The organism is Bacillus sp. SDLI1 (genome assembly GCF_001553895.1).
Taxonomy (GTDB): domain Bacteria; phylum Bacillota; class Bacilli; order Bacillales; family Bacillaceae; genus Bacillus; species Bacillus siamensis.
The window spans coordinates 2,167,532-2,184,909 of record NZ_CP013950.1 but is presented as its reverse complement, the minus strand read 5'-3'; the positions used below and the strand labels follow the sequence as shown (position 1 = coordinate 2,184,909).

The window sequence follows — 17,378 nt, the reverse complement described above, 5'->3', positions numbered from 1 at the left end:
CTAGAATGAGAAGAATTACAGCGATGTTGAGGGAGGATTTACGATGCTTGTGATTGCCGGTCTGGGTAACCCGGGAAAAACCTACGAGAACACGAGACATAATGTCGGCTTTATGGCCATTGACGAGCTTTCTAAAGAATGGAATATTGAATTGAATAAAACGAAATTCAACGGACTTTACGGAATCGGTTTTGTTTCCGGAAAAAAAGTTCTACTTGTTAAACCGCTTACATATATGAATTTATCAGGGGAATGTTTGCGGCCGCTATTGGATTATTATGATGCCGATCATGAAGATTTGAAAGTCATATACGACGACCTGGATCTTCCGACGGGGAAAATCAGGCTCCGGACGAAGGGGAGCGCAGGCGGACACAACGGAATTAAATCGCTTATTCAGCACCTCGGAACCCCTGAATTTGACCGGGTCAGAATCGGAATCGGCCGTCCCGTCAACGGGATGAAAGTCGTTGATTATGTGCTGGGCGCTTTTACGAAAGATGAAGCGCCGCATATCAATGATGCCGTCTCAAAAACCGTAAAAGCCTGCGAAGCTTCCTTAACGAAACCATTTTTAGAAGTGATGAACGAATTTAATGCAAATGTATAAGATAAATAATGGGAGACCATACTAGGGAAAAATGATTTTTTCACATCAGGAGGTCCAATGTATGGCTTTGCATTATTTCTGCCGCCACTGCGGTTTTAAGGTAGGGAGCCTGGAGTATTCGTCGGTGCCGACACAGTCACTTGGATTTCAGCACTTAACAAATGAGGAAAGAAACGATATGATTTCATATAAAGACAATGGAGATGTCCATGTTCTTACAATTTGTGAAGACTGCCAAGAGGCGCTGGAACGCAATCCGCACTACCATGAACACAACACATTTATTCAATAATGAGCTTTGGTGTAGATTCTAGACCAAAGCGTTTTTCTGTTCTTGCAGAAAATAGAGAGGAGGGGCCCATATGGACAATATTCAAACCTTTATTAAAGAAAGCGATGATTTTAAATCCATTGTTAACGGTTTACATGAGGGGCTGAAGGAACAGCTGCTTGCGGGTCTGTCAGGTTCCGCGCGTTCTGTTTTTACCTCCGCCCTTGCACAGGAAACGAAAAAGCCGATTTTCTTTATCACTCATAATTTATATCAGGCCCAAAAAGTGACGGAAGATCTGACGGCGCTTCTCGGGGATCAATCTGTTTTTTTATACCCCGTAAATGAATTGATTTCTTCAGAAATTGCGGTGGCGAGTCCTGAACTGCGCGCTCAGCGGCTTGATGTCATTAATAGATTAACAAACGGAGAAGCGCCTGTCGTAGTGGCGCCCGTTGCAGCACTGAGAAGAATGCTTCCGCCGAAAGAACTGTGGAAAAGCAGCCAAATCACCATATCACTCGGAGACGATATAGAACAGGATCAGCTGTCTGCACGCCTTGTAGAGGTGGGGTATGAGCGTTCCGATATGGTTTCTGCACCCGGTGAATTCAGTATTCGCGGCGGAATAATCGACATTTATCCGCTGACGTCAGAACATCCGGTGCGGATTGAGCTGTTTGATACGGAGGTCGACTCCATCAGAAGCTTCAACTCTGATGACCAGAGATCAATTGAGACGCTAAAAACGGTGGCCATCGGACCGGCGAAGGAACTGATCATCCGGGCGGAAGAAAAAGCCCGCGCGATGGAAAGGCTCGATAAAGGGCTTGCCGACAGTCTGAAGAAGCTGAAGCAGGACAAACAAAAGGAAATGCTTCATATCAATATCTCACATGATAAAGAACGGTTATCAACGGGACAGACTGATCAGGAACTTGTGAAGTATCTCTCGTACTTTTACGAAAAGCCTGCTAGTTTGCTAGATTATACACCGTCAGACACCTTGTTATTGTTAGACGAGGTCAGCCGGATTCATGAAATGGAGGATCAGCTCCAAAAAGAAGAAGCCGAATTCATGACAAGTCTGCTGGAAGAAGGAAAAATTCTGCATGACATCAATTTATCCTTCAGCTTTCAGGAGATTATGGCCGAGAAGCGGCGTCCTGCCATTTACTTTTCATTATTTTTGCGTCATGTTCAGCATACAAGCCCTCAAAATATCGTGAATGTGACAAGCCGGCAGATGCAGAGTTTTCACGGGCAGATGAATGTGCTCGCCAGTGAAATGGAGCGCTTTAAGAAATCAAACTTCACCGTCGTCTTTTTAGGCGCAAATAAGGACAGAACCGACAGATTGGCGTCCGTGCTGGCTGATTACGAAATTGAAGCCGCCAAAACGGACAGCTCCAAAGCGCTTGTACAAGGACAGGTCTATGTCATGGAAGGCGAGCTGCAATCCGGTTTTGAACTGCCGCTGATGAAGCTGGCCGTCATTACGGAGGAAGAGCTGTTCAAAAACCGAATCAAGAAGAAGCCGAGAAAGCAGAAGCTGACAAATGCCGAACGGATCAAAAGCTACTCTGAGCTTCAAGTCGGTGACTATGTCGTCCACGTCAACCACGGGATCGGGAAGTATTTGGGGATCGAAACACTTGAAATCAAGGGCATTCATAAAGATTACCTCAATATTCATTACCAGGGCAGTGATAAGCTGTATGTCCCGGTAGAACAAATCGACCAGGTGCAGAAGTACGTCGGCTCTGAAGGAAAAGAACCGAAGCTTTATAAACTGGGCGGCAGTGAATGGAAACGGGTAAAGAAAAAAGTTGAAAACTCCGTTCAGGATATTGCCGATGATCTGATTAAGCTTTATGCGGAACGCGAAGCAAGCAAAGGCTATGCGTTCTCGCCGGATCATGAAATGCAGCGTCAGTTCGAGTCTGCTTTCCCTTATCAGGAAACAGATGATCAGCTCCGATCCATTCAGGAAATTAAAAAGGACATGGAAAGAGAACGCCCGATGGACCGTTTGCTTTGCGGTGATGTTGGTTACGGGAAGACGGAGGTAGCCATCCGTGCGGCCTTTAAAGCGATCGCCGACGGAAAACAGGTCGCGCTCCTTGTACCGACGACCATACTCGCACAGCAGCATTATGAAACCATTACGGAGCGTTTCCAAGACTATCCGATTAACATCGGTCTTCTCAGCCGATTCAGAACGAGAAAAGAATCTAATGAAACGCTCAAAGGTCTGAAAAACGGAACAGTAGATATCGTGATCGGAACCCACAGGCTCTTATCTAAAGATGTCGTCTATAAAGATCTCGGCTTGCTCATCATCGACGAGGAGCAGCGCTTCGGCGTTACGCATAAGGAAAAAATCAAACAGATCAAAGCCAATGTCGATGTGCTGACTCTGACGGCGACGCCGATTCCGCGTACGCTTCATATGTCCATGCTCGGTGTGCGGGACTTATCTGTTATTGAAACGCCGCCGGAAAACCGTTTCCCTGTCCAGACATATGTCGTGGAATACAACGGCGCGCTTGTACGAGAAGCCATCGAAAGAGAACTGGCGCGCGGAGGACAGGTGTATTTCTTGTACAACCGCGTGGATGATATCGAGCGGAAGGCTGACGAAATTTCCATGCTTGTTCCCGATGCGAAAGTGGCATACGCCCACGGAAAAATGACCGAAAATGAATTGGAAAGCGTCATGCTTAATTTTCTGGAAGGGGAATCAGATGTCCTCGTCAGCACGACCATTATTGAGACAGGCGTAGATATACCGAACGTCAATACCTTGATTGTGTTTGACGGAGACAAAATGGGGCTGTCTCAGCTGTATCAGCTGAGAGGACGGGTCGGCCGCTCCAACCGTGTCGCGTACGCGTATTTTACGTACCGCAGAGACAAAGTGCTTACTGAGGTGGCGGAAAAACGGCTGCAGGCGATTAAAGAATTTACCGAGCTGGGATCAGGGTTTAAAATTGCCATGCGTGACTTGACGATCAGGGGAGCGGGGAACCTTCTCGGCGCCCAGCAGCACGGTTTCATCGACTCGGTCGGTTTTGACCTGTACTCGCAAATGCTCAAAGAAGCCATTGAAGAGCGTAAAGGCGATACGCCGAAAAGCGAACAGTTTGAGACAGAAATCGATATCGAGCTTGATGCATATATTCCTGAAAACTATATACAAGACGGCAAGCAAAAAATCGACATGTATAAACGCTTCAGATCAATCGCTACAATTGAGGAAAAAAATGAGCTTCAAGATGAAATCATCGACAGGTTCGGCAGTTACCCTAAAGAGGTTGAATGGCTGTTTACAGTTGCTGAGATGAAGGTGTACGGCAAATATGAACGCGTCGAACTCATCAAGCAGGATAAGGACGCGGTCAGATTCACTATTTTGGAAGAGGCCAGCGCCCAGATTGACGGCCAGAAATTGTTTGAACTCGGCAATAAATACGGCCGGCAGATCGGACTGGGAATGGAAGGGAAAAAACTGAAAATTTCAGTGCAGACGAAAGGCCGCAAAACCGAAGAGTGGCTGGAGACCGTACTCGGCATGCTAAAAGGCCTTCAAGATGTGAAGAAAGAAACAATCGCGTCCTCATAAAAATTGTTACTCTCTGGTGTATATTACATTTGATGTGACGGATACTAATTTCAAGCGAGTGGCGGAAGCTACATAAAGTAGTACTTTCCCTTAAATATCATCACATGAAAGAGAGGCACCAGAGAGATGAAAGCTACAGGTATTGTACGTCGTATTGATGATCTAGGACGGGTCGTCATCCCTAAGGAAATTCGGAGAACACTGCGAATCAGGGAAGGAGACCCGCTTGAAATATTCGTTGACCGCGACGGAGAAGTTATATTGAAAAAATATTCTCCTATCAGTGAGCTTGGCGATTTTGCGAAAGAATATGCGGATGCATTGTATGACAGTCTCGGCCATTCCGTTTTGATTTGCGACCGTGACGTGTATATTGCCGTTTCGGGCAGTTCCAAAAAAGAATTTCTGAACAAATCCATCAGCGATTTGCTCGAAAAAACGATGGACCAGCGCAGCTCGGTGCTGGAAAATGACGTAAAATCCGCACAGCTTGTTAATGACATTGATGAAGACATGAGCTCCTATACAATCGCTCCTATCGTGGCGAATGGCGATCCTATCGGTGCCGTGGTCATTTTTTCTAAAGAACAGGCACTTGGAGAGGTAGAACACAAAGCGGTAGAAACGGCAGCCAGCTTTTTGGCGAGACAAATGGAACAGTAGGTCTTATTACCATTATTGAAATAAGAAACGGGGAAAGAACAGCTCTTAAACAAGTGCTGTTCTTTTTCATATGTGTTCACTATCGGTTCGGCCGTTAGGATTGTGATATAATAAGCTCGTTTTATAGACGTAATTTTCTAGCGGCTGGAAGGAGCTTTTGGATGAACGATTCAGTTGGCGCCAAACGGCAATCGGCATGGAAAGGTGCTTTTGTGCTTGTTGTTGCGGGCATCGTGACAAAGATATTAAGCGCCGTGTACAGAGTTCCTTTTCAGAATATTGTCGGTGACGTCGGATTTTACATTTATCAGCAGGTGTATCCGTTTTTAGGCATCGCGGTCATGCTCTCAACATCCGGATTTCCGGTGATCATCTCAAAATTAATGAGCGATTATAGCGATCATAAACAAAAAATAATGAAAATTTCCGCCCTTTATGTCACGGCGGCCGGACTTATACTGTTTGTGCTCATGTATGCCGGCGCGGCGCCGTTGGCCGGTTTTATGGGTGACGCCCGCCTTGAACTGCTGATACGGGTAGCAGCGTTCGCTTTTATCCTGTTTCCGTTTACGGCAGTTTTCCGGGGGTATTTCCAAGGCGTGCATGATATGATGCCGTCCGCCTTATCCCAGATCACCGAACAGCTTCTTCGAGTGGCGGTGCTTCTCGGTTTATCTTTCTGGCTTTTGAAAAGCGGCCGTTCATTATATGCGGCAGGTGCGGGGGCGGCCTCGGGATCAATCGCCGGAAGCTTGGCGGCTCTTTGCATATTGGCCTTATTCTGGTACAAGCGGAAAGACAAGAAGCCGGACATCGGACATATCGAAACAGGTATCATTGTAAAAAAGCTGCTGCTTTATTCAGTCACCATCTGTATCAGCAGTGTACTCATGCTTTTGATTCAGCTCGTAGACGCCTTAAACTTATATTCACTGCTGTCAGACGGGACAAAGAGCCATGCTGCGAAACAGCTGAAAGGCATATATGACCGCGGACAGCCGCTTCTTCAGCTGGGAACCGTGTTTGCCGTCAGTATCGCCGCATCCCTTGTTCCCTCCATCTCAAAAGCGGTGCATGGGAACAAGCCGTTTATTATAAAAGAGAAAGCGACCTCTGCCGTTAAGCTCTGCCTTGCGGTAGGGATCGGCGCATCGGCCGGACTTTTTTGCATTTTAGAACCGGTGAACATCATGCTTTTCCAAAACAGTGAGGGGACGCAGACCTTACAAATATTCAGCTTATCTATCTTTTTTGCTTCGATTGCGCTTACGGCAGCCGCGATCCTGCAAGGCGCGGGACATACCGTCTTCCCCGCCGTGTCCGTCTTGGCGGGAGGGGTGCTGAAATGGGTGCTGAATGTTTGGCTGGTTCCGGGCTGGGGTATTACAGGAGCGGCGCTGGCGACCGTCTTGTCATTTGCCGCAGCTGCGTGCCTGAATCTGCAGAGAATTTGGTCGAAGGGCTGGCTGACGAATATCGGCGGCATAATTGCCCGTTTGTGCTGGTGCACTCTGCTGATGGCTTCTTTTCTGCTCGTGTATATGAAGCTTTGGCAGTTATTCGTCCCCGTCAGCAGAACCGGAGCAGTATGTGAGAGTCTGTCTGCGTCAGTCCTCGGGGGGCTTTTGTTTATTTATTGTATGATGAGAATGAAGATATTTACGGACGAAGAGCTGAGCAGCCTTCCTTTCGGCAATGCTTTAAGCAAATTGAAAAAGAGGAGAGAAAAACATGGCAGGTAACATTACGGTCGTCGGCCTCGGCGCCGGTGACATGGATCAGTTGACAGTGGGCGTACATAAGCTGCTGACTCAGGCGAAGCATCTATATATAAGAACGAAAGACCACCCTTTGATTCCGGAATTAGAGCAAGAGGCTGCAGCGGATATCCGGTATTTTGATGATATTTATGAAAAGCACGATCAGTTTGAAGCGGTCTATGAAGAGATCACGGACATTCTGTTTGAAAAAGCGAAGCAAGAGGATGCCGTCTACGCTGTACCCGGCCATCCGTTTGTCGCTGAGAAAACCGTTCAGCTGTTATTTGAACGCCGGGAAGAACAGCAGGTGACGGTTCATACCGCCGGAGGACAAAGCTTTCTGGATGCCACCTTTAATGCATTGCGAATTGATCCGATTGAAGGATTTCAATTTACAGATGCGCAAACCATGACGCCGGATGAGCTTGAGCTCCGCCATCACCTGATCATTTGCCAGGTTTATGACCAGATGACAGCCTCTGAGGTGAAGCTGACGCTTATGGAGAAATTGCCTGACGATTATGAAGTGGTCATCGTAACGGCAGCCGGAAGCAAGGGAGAAAAGATCACCAAAGTGCCTTTGTTTGAACTTGACCGCAATGTAGAGATAAATAACTTAACAAGTGTGTATGTTCCGCCGATTAAAAAAGAAGAACTCCTTTACCAGGAATTTTCCGCATTCCGAAGAATTATTCGTGAGCTTCGCGGGCCGAACGGCTGTCCGTGGGATCAAAAGCAGACACACCAGTCATTAAAGAAATATATGATTGAGGAATGCTACGAATTGCTTGAGGCCATTGACGAAGAGGACACGGATCATATGATAGAAGAGCTCGGGGATGTCATGCTTCAGGTTATGCTTCACGCCCAGATCGGAGAAGACGAAGGGTATTTCTCAATTGATGATGTCATCAGAGACATCAGCGCGAAGATGGTCAGACGGCACCCGCACGTGTTTAAGGATGTTAAGGTTCAGGATGAACATGATGTTGTCGCCAACTGGGAAGAAATCAAAAAGGCGGAAAAGCAAACAACATCCTCTTCATTGCTGGATGCCGTACCGAAAACACTGCCTTCTCTTGCAAAAGCGGCCAAGCTTCAGAAAAAAGCCGCAAAAACCGGCTTTGACTGGGATGACGTTCAGGATATATGGGATAAAGTAAATGAAGAGCTGAAGGAATTTTCTGCGGAGGCTTCCGCCGAATCAGCAGATGAACTCAGCTTAAAAGCTGAATTCGGCGATGTTTTATTTGCATTGGTCAATATCGGCCGATACTATAAAATTGAGCCCGAGGAAGCGCTCGCCATGACAAATGACAAATTCCGCAGACGCTTTGCTTATATTGAAAAAGAAGCGGCGGCAAAGGGACTTGAATTGACCGCAATGTCACTTGAGGATATGGACAAATTGTGGGATGAAGCAAAAGAAATGGAGAGGAGATTCTAAATATGAGACTTGATAAGTTTTTAAAAGTATCCAGATTAATTAAGCGCCGCACTTTGGCGAAAGAGGTCGCCGACCAGGGAAGAATCACCGTTAACGGGAATCAGGCGAAAGCCAGCTCAGACGTTAAAGCCGGCGATGAACTGACGGTCCGCTTCGGCCAAAAGCTTGTCACCGTAAAGGTAAACGAATTGAAAGAAACAACCAAAAAAGAAGAAGCCGCGGGCATGTATACCATCGTCAAAGAAGAAAAACTCGGCGAATAGGCTTGTTCTAAACAAAGCTCCCGCCTCATACAATGCAGTAATAATGCTAAAAGTATCGAGGATATGGGGGCTGAATAGATGAATTCATATTATGAGCAAAAAGGTTCTTCTTCTGTTCCGGAACAGCATGATGTGACGATGAAAGGGAGAAAGCATTTAGACATTTCGGGCGTCAAGCATGTAGAAAGTTTTGACAACGAAGAGTTTTTGCTGGAAACGGTTATGGGAATGCTTTCCGTCAGAGGCGAGAACCTGCAGATGAAAAACCTTGATGTGGAAAAAGGGATTGTATCTATAAAGGGCAGGGTGTTTGACCTTGTATATTTAGACGAGCAGCAAGGGGATAAAGCTAAAGGGTTTTTTAGCAAGTTGTTTAAATGACGCTGACGACCCAATTTTATACGATGCTGGCAATGACCGGTATGGGCGCCTGGCTCGGAGCGTCGCTTGATACATACAGGCTGTTTGTCAGCCGCGCCAAAACGGCCAGATGGCTGTTATTCATTCATGACCTTCTTTTTTGGATTGTACAAGGTCTGCTGTTTTTCTATGTGCTGCTCAACGTGAATGAAGGTGAACTCAGGATATACATTTTCTTGGCTGTCTTACTGGGAATTGCGACGTACCAAAGCCTGTTTAAACGAATGTATATAAAAATACTGAAATTCGCCATCCATCTTGGGGTATCTCTTTATCAATTTGCAAAAAAGCTCATTCAGCATGTGCTGTTCCGTCCGGTGGTTCTGCTTTTTAAGCTGCTCATCGGGCTGATCACGTTTATTTCTTTATACTCCTATCGGGTGAGCGCCTTTTTTGTGAAGTGTCTTTTTAAGATCGTAACGTTTTTGCTGCATCCGCTGTTCTTCCTGTTGAAACAATTATTGAAACTTCTTCCTGAAAAGTGGCGTCTTACTTTCAAACGATATTTTCAAAAAAGTGCAGGATTTTTACAAAAGAGCAAGAAACTAATCATAACAATCAGATCGACCATGATACGTATTTTGAAAAGATGAAAGGAGGACCGTCTGGTTTGAATCTATCTAGAGAACGTACAATAACTGAAATTCAAAACGACTATAAAGAGCAGGTTGAACGGCAATCCCAGCTTATGAAAAGAAGGCGGAAAGGGCTTTTCAGACGGTTGATCGTATTCGGCGCCCTTGTGTTGTTGACGGCTATTGTCTTAGCGGGTTCTCTGTGGTCACAGACCTCTTCCCTTAGCGCAAACGAAGAAAAGAAAGCTCAGCTGGAAAAACAAGTGAAAGAATTGGACGCGAAACAGGCTGATTTAAAAGATGAAATTTCCAAATTAAAGGATGAGGATTACGTCACAGAGCTTGCCAGAAGAGACTTGTTTATGTCAGGAAATGGTGAGATTCTCTTCAATGTAGAAAAGAAGAGCAAGTAGCCTTGTTGACACTTAAATTTTTATTTAGGTATAATTAAACAAACGATCTTTTTATAAGCCTAAGGAGGAGCACTTTTTTTATGTCGATTGAAGTTGGCAGCAAGTTGCAAGGGAAAATAACAGGTATTACAAATTTCGGAGCATTTGTTGAATTGCCTGGAGGCTCAACCGGTCTCGTTCATATCAGTGAGGTAGCCGATAATTATGTGAAAGACATTAACGAGCATTTAAAAGTCGGCGATCAAGTTGAAGTGAAAGTCATCAACGTTGAAAAAGACGGGAAAATTGGTTTATCAATTAAAAAAGCTAAAGACCGTCCGCAAGCCAGACCTAGAAATGATTTCCGTCCGAAAGAATCTTTTGAACAGAAAATGAACAAGTTTCTTAAAGATAGCGAAGACCGCTTATCATCTTTAAAACGAAACACGGAATCAAAACGTGGAGGGCGCGGAGCAAGAAGAGGATAACTTGCTGCTTTCTATAAATACATTGGAGCATCCGTCTATCCCGCGGGTGCTTTTTTTTGTATATATCCCTGTAGTCAGAAAATTAAAACTTCAAACTTTCTGTTGACGGAATGAAGAAACCTTTGTATTATATAACTTGTGCTTATAAGCACCTTATATGGCGGTGTAGCTCAGCTGGCTAGAGCGTACGGTTCATACCCGTGAGGTCGGGGGTTCGATCCCCTCCGCCGCTACCATATATATATGGCCCGTTGGTCAAGCGGTTAAGACACCGCCCTTTCACGGCGGTAACACGGGTTCGAATCCCGTACGGGTCATCAAGCGAATCGGCTTCTGTTGCAGAAGCCGATTTTTTCATATTTAGACAACTTTTTGAGAAATGTCGGAGGAAATAAGAGAGGAAAGGGGAACAAGGGAGAAAGCGTCGAAGAGTTCTTTGGAATCGTTACCTTCTTTTGACAAAATCCTATCTGTGCTTTCATTTATAATGACAAGCAACGAATAAAACAGGTGGGGGATGAGAGCAATGGAAAAAGCGGAAAGAAGAGTGAACGGGCCGATGGCGGGACAAGCTCTGGAAAAACTGCAATCGTTTTTTGAAAAGGCTGCAAAGCTTGCGGTTCATCAGGCGCATTCACTTTTTTTCTATAAGGGTTTCATTTATGTCGTGATCGGTTTTCTGCTTGGACGGGCTTTTATATTATCTGAGGTTCTTCCGTTTGCGCTGCCGTTTTTCGGGGCGATGCTTTTGATCAGAAGAGATAAAGCCTTCTATGCTTGTCTGTCATTACTTGCAGGTGCGTTAACCATTTCGCCGAAACACTCTTTGTTGATTCTCACAGCTTTGGCCGTCTTTACTCTATTTTCAAAAATCGGTACATATATCATGCAGGACCGGGTGAAGATGCTGCCGATCGTAGTATTTTTCTCTATGGCTGCAGCGAGAATCGGTTTTGTATATTTCGATAGCGGCGCTTTTACCACTTATGACTATGTGATGGCTGTTGTCGAGGCTGGCTTGGCCTTTATTTTGACGCTGATCTTTTTGCAAAGTCTGCCGATCTTCACGATCAAAAAAGTGAAACAATCATTAAAAATTGAAGAAATCATCTGTTTTATGATCTTGATCGCATCCGTTTTAACCGGTCTTGCCGGCGTTTCGTTTCAGGGAATGCAGGCCGAGCATATACTGGCCCGTTATGTCGTTCTGAGTTTTTCCTTTGTCGGCGGAGCAAGCATCGGCTGTACTGTCGGTGTTGTGACCGGGCTGATTCTCGGGCTTGCGAATATCGGCAATCTCTATCAAATGAGTCTGCTTGCGTTTTCCGGGCTTCTTGGCGGACTGCTGAAGGAAGGCAAGAAAGCCGGCGCCGCAGTCGGATTAGTGATCGGCTCACTGCTGATTTCATTATATGGGGAAGGGTCCGCCGGGTTAATGACCACCCTTTACGAATCTTTGATTGCCGTTGCCTTGTTTTTAATTACGCCCCAGTCGATTACGAAAAAGGTGGCGCGATACATACCGGGCACTGCTGAGCACAGTCAGGAACAGCAGCAGTACGCGAGAAAAATCAGAGATGTCACTGCCCAGAAAGTAGATCAGTTCTCCAATGTGTTTCATGCCTTGTCGGAGAGCTTTGCCACCTTTCATCAGACGTCTTCCGATGAGCAGGCTGAAGAAGGGGAAGTGGATCTCTTTTTAAGCAAAATCACCGAGCATTCCTGCCAATCCTGCTATAAGAAAAGCAAATGCTGGGTTCAAAACTTTGATAAAACATATGATTTAATGAAACAAGTTATGCATGAAACAGAGGAAAAACAGTATGCCTCAAACCGCAGATTAAAAAAGGAATTTCAGCAGCACTGTTCCAAATCCAGACAGGTGGAAGAGCTGATTGAAGACGAACTTGCCCATCATCACGCCCATCTGACCCTGAAGAGAAAAGTTCAGGACAGCAGAAGGCTTGTTGCCGAGCAGCTGTTGGGGGTTTCTGAGGTCATGGCGGACTTTTCTCGGGAAATAAAACGGGAGAGGGAGCAGCATTTTATTCAGGAAGAACAAATGATAGAGGCGCTTCAGCATTTCGGAATCGAGATTCAGCATGTCGAGATATACAGCTTGGAGCAGGGCAATATTGATATTGAAATGACAATCCCGTTCAGCGGAGGGCACGGCGAGAGTGAGAAAATTATCGCTCCGATGCTGTCTGACATTCTTGAGGAGCAGATACTTGTCAAGAGCGAACAGCACTCGGCTCATCCGAATGGCTACAGCCATGTTGCGTTCGGTTCGACCAAGTCTTACCGGGTATCGACAGGCGCGGCCCACGCGGCAAAAGGAGGGGGCCTTGTCTCCGGCGACAGCTACAGCATGATGGAACTGGGAGCGAGAAAGTATGCGGCCGCGATCAGCGACGGCATGGGCAATGGGGCGAGGGCCCATTATGAGAGCAATGAAACGATTAAACTTCTCGAAAAAATTCTCGAATCGGGTATTGATGAAAAAATCGCGATCAAAACGATCAACAGCATTCTGTCTTTACGGACGACAGATGAAATCTACTCAACTCTCGATCTTTCTATCATTGATCTTCAGGATGCAAGCTGTAAATTCTTGAAGGTCGGTTCAACGCCGAGTTTTATCAAGCGGGGAGATCAAGTCATGAAAGTGCAGGCCAGCAATCTGCCGATCGGCATCATCAATGAATTTGATGTGGAGGTCGTAAGTGAACAGCTGAAAGCGGGAGATCTGCTCGTCATGATGAGTGACGGTATTTTTGAAGGGCCGAAGCACGTAGAGAACCACGACCTGTGGATGAAACGGAAAATGAAAGGGCTGAAAACCGAAGACCCGCAGGAAATCGCTGATATATTAATGGAAGAGGTCATCAGAACGCGTGCCGGCCAAATCGAAGACGATATGACGGTCGTTGTCGTCCGGATTGACCACAATACGCCGAAATGGGCATCCATACCGGTGCCGGCGGTTTTCCAAAATAATAAGGAGATTTCTTAATCCTTTCGTATAAATCACATTCCTTCTGGCGAAGATGGGACTAATCGTATCACCGGGAGGAATGAATGTGAATAAGGGACATTTAAATCAAGTTCTGCTGATTACAGATGGCTGCTCCAATCATGGTGAAGACCCGATTGCAATGGCGGCTTTCGCCAAGGAGCAGGGGATTACGGTGAATGTTATAGGAATTATGGAAGAAAACGCGATTGACCAAGAGGCAATGAAGGAAGTTGAAGGCATCGCCATGGCCGGAGGCGGCGTCCATCAAGTTGTGTATGCGTCTCAATTGTCTCAAACGGTTCAAATGGTGACAAAAAAAGCAATGACCCAGACACTTCAAGGTGTCGTCAATCAAGAGCTTAAACAAATTTTAGGGAAAAACATTGAAATGGAAGAACTTTCTCCGGAAAAACGCGGCGAAGTGATGGAAGTGGTTGATGAACTCGGCGAAACGGTTCATCTGCAAGTGCTTGTGCTGGTTGATACGAGTGCGAGTATGGCGCCGAAACTGCCGACGGTGAAAGAAGCGCTGATTGATCTTTCCATCAGTTTAAATTCCCGAGCCGGTCACAATGAATTTGCCATGTGTATATTTCCCGGGAAAAGCCAGGAAGTTGAGCTTGTGTTGAATTGGACGCCGAAGCTTGAATCGCTTTCCGCTCTCTTTGCGAAGCTGTCAACCGGCGGTATCACCCCCACGGGTCCCGCTATCCGGGAAGCGGCGCAGCAGTTTGAAAGAATCCGCTCAAGAAGGAGCATGTTGGCAGATGATGAACGACGCTTTAACGAGTTTGGCATGTAGTCTGGCACCGGGAACGGAAATCCGGGGCAAGTGGAATGGCAAATCCTACAGATTGCTCAAGCAGCTTGGCAAAGGGGCTAACGGTATTGTATATCTGGCAGAAGCATCAGGCGGACATGTCGCTTTGAAAATAAGCAGCGACAGCATGTCTGTTACCTCTGAAGTGAATGTCTTAAAATCCTTTTCAAAGGCCCGTTCGCAAACGATGGGGCCTTCTTTTTTTGATGCGGATGATGCCTTTATACCGCAGCTGAATAAAAATGTCTCTTTTTACGTGATGGAGTACATAGAAGGGCCGCTTCTTCCGCAATATATCAGCAGTAAGGGAGCGGAGTGGATTCCGGTGCTGATGGTGCAGCTTCTTTCCAGTCTGTCTGTCCTTCATCAGCAAGGATGGGTCTTTGGCGACCTCAAGCCGGAAAACCTCATTGTAACCGGACCTCCGGCTGCCATTCGCTGCATTGATGTAGGGGGAACGACAAAACAGGGGCGCGCGATTAAAGAGTATACGGAGTTTTACGACAGGGGCTATTGGGGGTATGGAACAAGAAAAGCGGAGCCATCCTATGACCTGTTTGCTGCAGCCATGATCATGATCCACTGTGTTCAGAAGAAAGAGTGCAAAAAGACAGGACAGCCGAAAGAACAGCTTCGTTCTATTATTGAAGGCCACCCGTTTTTGAATAAGTATAAGAAGGTTCTGTTTTCTGCTTTAAACGGGCAATATCCGTCTGCTGAAGCGATGAAACATGACATCCTTACGGCAGGACAGAGCACGGGCGGCAAAAGGAAAACCGCCGCCAGGCCTAAGCCGCAGCAGGCAAAACCGCGGCAGGGCACTGTTTCTCAGACACGGTATAAACCAAAACAAAAGCCCGCAAAACACAATGGTTTGTTTGAAACAACACTTATTCTAATCAGCGTTCTCGCCCTTTATTTCGCTTACATCGTCTTTTTTCTCATCTAATGCCGGCCGGATGCCGATGTTCATGCTTCTTCTTTGCTTGGAGGGAATGAAAGTGATAGGATATGTATATCTTTAAAAAACCTGCTCATTGTGAGGGGGACATTGTGAAAAGCGTGGAAGATTTTTTCAAAACATATCATCTTCAGGCGGAGGGAGAAACGATTATTGCCGGAGTCTCCGGGGGCCCTGATTCAATGGCGCTTCTCAGCATGCTGAATAAGCACTTCGGGCATTCCTCCGTTATCATTGCGGCGCATGTCGACCATCAGTTCAGGGGATCTGAATCTGAAGAAGATATGAAGTTTGTGCAGTCATATTGCGAGGCGGAACACATCCTTTGCGAAGCGGTACAGATTGATGTTTCCGCATATGCAAGGAAGAATAAGCTGAACAAGCAGGCTGCCGCGCGTGATTGCAGATATCAGTTTTTTAAAGAGCTGATGGCAAAACACCAAGCAAAGTTTTTAGCGCTGGCTCATCATGGCGACGACCAAGTTGAGACAATGCTCATGAGGCTTGCGAAAGGTACGCTCGGGGCGGGGCTTGCGGGAATGCAGCCTGTCCGCGAATTTGCATCCGGCCTGCTGATCAGACCTTTCCTCTATACGGCAAAAGATGAAATTCTTGAATACTGCCGTCAAGAAGGGCTGTCCTACAGAACGGATGAGAGCAACACAAAAGACGATTATACAAGAAACAGATTCAGAAAGACCGTGCTTCCTTTTTTAAAACAAGAATCACCTGACGTTCATAAAATGTTTCAAAAAGTGAGTGAAGCACTGACAGAAGACGAACAATACTTGCAGTCATTAACGAAAGAACGAATGAATAAGGTTATTACAAGCAAGTCTGACACATCAGTTGAAGTCAATTCCTCTCAATTGCTTGCCCTTCCGATACCTTTACAAAGAAGAGGAGTTCAACTAATATTAAACTATCTTTATGAAAACGTTCCATCGTCGTTTTCCGCCCGCCATATCCAGCAGTTTCTTGAATGGGCAGAAAACGGAAGCGCCTCAGGAGTGCTTTATTTTCCGAAAGGGCTGAAGGTGGTCAAATCATATCAGACATGTTTGTTTACATTTGAACAATGGCAGTGTGAAAAGATTCCCTTTGAGCTGCAGCTGCAAGGAGCAGAAGGTGAGACTGCTGTTCTGCCCAACGGCTTTATGATAGAGGTGGCCGATCAGGCCGACCCTCATATCAAAAATGGGAATGCTGTTTTTATAACAAGCAGAAATAAGGTGCAATTTCCTTTAACAATCCGGACGAGAAAAATCGGCGACCGGATCAAACTTAAAGGGATGAATGGCTCGAAAAAGGTAAAAGATATATTTATTGATCATAAACTGCCTCTGCGTGATCGGGACGAATGGCCGATTGTAACGGATGCAAGCGGTGAAATTATCTGGCTGCCTGGCTTGAAAAAATCCATCTTTGACAATCTTGTGATTTCAAACAGTGACCGCATTGTATTACAATATAGACAGCATGAAAAGTGTAGGGGGCAAGCATTAACATGAAACAAGATATCGAAAAAGTGCTGATTTCAGAAGATGAGATCCAGCAGAAAGTAAAACAGCTTGGAGAACAATTAACAAGCGAGTACAGCGACACGTTTCCGTTGGCAATCGGTGTGTTAAAGGGAGCGCTCCCTTTTATGGCTGATCTTATAAAGCATATTGATACATATTTGGAAATGGACTTCATGGATGTATCAAGCTACGGAAATTCCACGGTTTCTTCCGGAGAAGTCAAAATCATCAAAGATTTGGATACATCTGTAGAAGGCCGGGACATCTTAATCATTGAAGATATTATCGACAGTGGGTTAACCTTGAGCTATCTCGTAGAACTCTTCCGATATCGTAAAGCGAAATCAATTAAGATTGTTACCCTGTTGGATAAACCAAGCGGAAGAAAAGCGGACATTAAAGCAGACTTCGTAGGCTTTGAAGTCCCTGATGCGTTTGTTGTGGGTTACGGACTTGATTATGCCGAACGCTATCGCAATCTGCCTTACATCGGAGTGTTGAAACCGGCGATTTATGAAAGCTGATCGGCTGCCTGCTTCCG

General features: G+C 45.9%; 16 protein-coding genes and 2 tRNA genes. All 18 read left to right on the top strand.

Going from position 1 to position 17,378, the window contains the following annotated elements:
• Positions 1-43 precede the first annotated feature (43 nt).
• The 18 genes from pth to hpt all read left to right on the top strand — a co-directional run bounded on the left by pth (position 44) and on the right by hpt (position 17,361).
• Positions 44-610: an aminoacyl-tRNA hydrolase gene (pth, locus tag AUL54_RS10430; RefSeq protein ID WP_016936526.1), complete on the top strand. Its 567-nt coding sequence runs from the start codon at positions 44-46 to the stop codon at positions 608-610.
• Positions 611-671: 61 nt separating this feature from the next.
• Positions 672-902: an anti-sigma-F factor Fin gene (locus AUL54_RS10425; RefSeq protein ID WP_016936527.1), complete on the top strand. Its 231-nt coding sequence runs from the start codon at positions 672-674 to the stop codon at positions 900-902.
• A 70-nt stretch (positions 903-972) separates the two neighbouring features.
• Positions 973-4,506, top strand: coding sequence for a transcription-repair coupling factor (gene mfd, locus AUL54_RS10420; protein ID WP_060963769.1), 3,534 nt, complete (start codon positions 973-975; stop codon positions 4,504-4,506).
• Positions 4,507-4,632: 126 nt separating this feature from the next.
• The gene (spoVT, locus tag AUL54_RS10415) at positions 4,633-5,169 is read left to right on the top strand and encodes a stage V sporulation protein T (protein ID WP_016936529.1); all 537 of its coding nucleotides are present in this window, start codon (positions 4,633-4,635) and stop codon (positions 5,167-5,169) included.
• Between the two features lie 161 nt (positions 5,170-5,330).
• On the top strand, positions 5,331-6,911 hold the full coding sequence (locus AUL54_RS10410; protein WP_060963768.1) for a putative polysaccharide biosynthesis protein: 1,581 nt from the start codon (positions 5,331-5,333) through the stop codon (positions 6,909-6,911).
• Complete coding sequence (gene mazG / locus AUL54_RS10405; protein WP_060963767.1) at positions 6,901-8,376, top strand: bifunctional methyltransferase/pyrophosphohydrolase YabN; 1,476 nt, start codon at positions 6,901-6,903, stop codon at positions 8,374-8,376. Before AUL54_RS10410 ends, mazG begins: the two co-directional genes overlap by 11 nt.
• A gap of 2 nt (positions 8,377-8,378) precedes the next feature.
• A complete protein-coding gene (locus tag AUL54_RS10400) occupies positions 8,379-8,639 on the top strand; it encodes an RNA-binding S4 domain-containing protein (RefSeq protein WP_007409934.1) in 261 nt (86 codons plus the stop codon).
• 78 nt (positions 8,640-8,717) lie between these two features.
• On the top strand, positions 8,718-9,020 hold the full coding sequence (yabP, locus tag AUL54_RS10395) for a sporulation protein YabP (protein WP_004264638.1): 303 nt from the start codon (positions 8,718-8,720) through the stop codon (positions 9,018-9,020).
• The gene (gene yabQ / locus AUL54_RS10390) at positions 9,017-9,652 is read left to right on the top strand and encodes a spore cortex biosynthesis protein YabQ (RefSeq protein ID WP_060963766.1); all 636 of its coding nucleotides are present in this window, start codon (positions 9,017-9,019) and stop codon (positions 9,650-9,652) included. Before yabP ends, yabQ begins: the two co-directional genes overlap by 4 nt.
• Positions 9,653-9,669: 17 nt before the next feature.
• Positions 9,670-10,047, top strand: coding sequence for a cell division protein DivIC (divIC, locus tag AUL54_RS10385; protein ID WP_016936533.1), 378 nt, complete (start codon positions 9,670-9,672; stop codon positions 10,045-10,047).
• A gap of 80 nt (positions 10,048-10,127) precedes the next feature.
• Complete coding sequence (locus AUL54_RS10380; protein ID WP_004264630.1) at positions 10,128-10,514, top strand: S1 domain-containing RNA-binding protein; 387 nt, start codon at positions 10,128-10,130, stop codon at positions 10,512-10,514.
• Between the two features lie 159 nt (positions 10,515-10,673).
• Positions 10,674-10,750: transfer RNA gene (locus AUL54_RS10375), tRNA-Met, on the top strand.
• A gap of 9 nt (positions 10,751-10,759) precedes the next feature.
• Positions 10,760-10,831: transfer RNA gene (locus AUL54_RS10370), tRNA-Glu, on the top strand.
• Positions 10,832-11,040: 209 nt separating this feature from the next.
• On the top strand, positions 11,041-13,530 hold the full coding sequence (gene spoIIE, locus AUL54_RS10365; RefSeq protein ID WP_060963765.1) for a stage II sporulation protein E: 2,490 nt from the start codon (positions 11,041-11,043) through the stop codon (positions 13,528-13,530).
• Positions 13,531-13,597: 67 nt separating this feature from the next.
• Positions 13,598-14,335 carry a vWA domain-containing protein gene (locus AUL54_RS10360; protein ID WP_060963764.1) on the top strand — a complete coding sequence of 246 codons (738 nt, stop codon included), beginning with the start codon at positions 13,598-13,600 and terminating at the stop codon, positions 14,333-14,335.
• Positions 14,301-15,302 carry a protein kinase domain-containing protein gene (locus AUL54_RS10355; RefSeq protein WP_060963763.1) on the top strand — a complete coding sequence of 334 codons (1,002 nt, stop codon included), beginning with the start codon at positions 14,301-14,303 and terminating at the stop codon, positions 15,300-15,302. The genes AUL54_RS10360 and AUL54_RS10355 overlap by 35 nt, the downstream gene beginning before the upstream one ends.
• A gap of 104 nt (positions 15,303-15,406) precedes the next feature.
• Positions 15,407-16,825 (top strand): tRNA lysidine(34) synthetase TilS, encoded by a 1,419-nt coding sequence (tilS, locus tag AUL54_RS10350; protein ID WP_060965084.1) that lies wholly within the window; start codon positions 15,407-15,409, stop codon positions 16,823-16,825.
• Positions 16,822-17,361, top strand: coding sequence for a hypoxanthine phosphoribosyltransferase (gene hpt, locus AUL54_RS10345; RefSeq protein WP_004264611.1), 540 nt, complete (start codon positions 16,822-16,824; stop codon positions 17,359-17,361). Before tilS ends, hpt begins: the two co-directional genes overlap by 4 nt.
• Positions 17,362-17,378 lie beyond the last annotated feature (17 nt).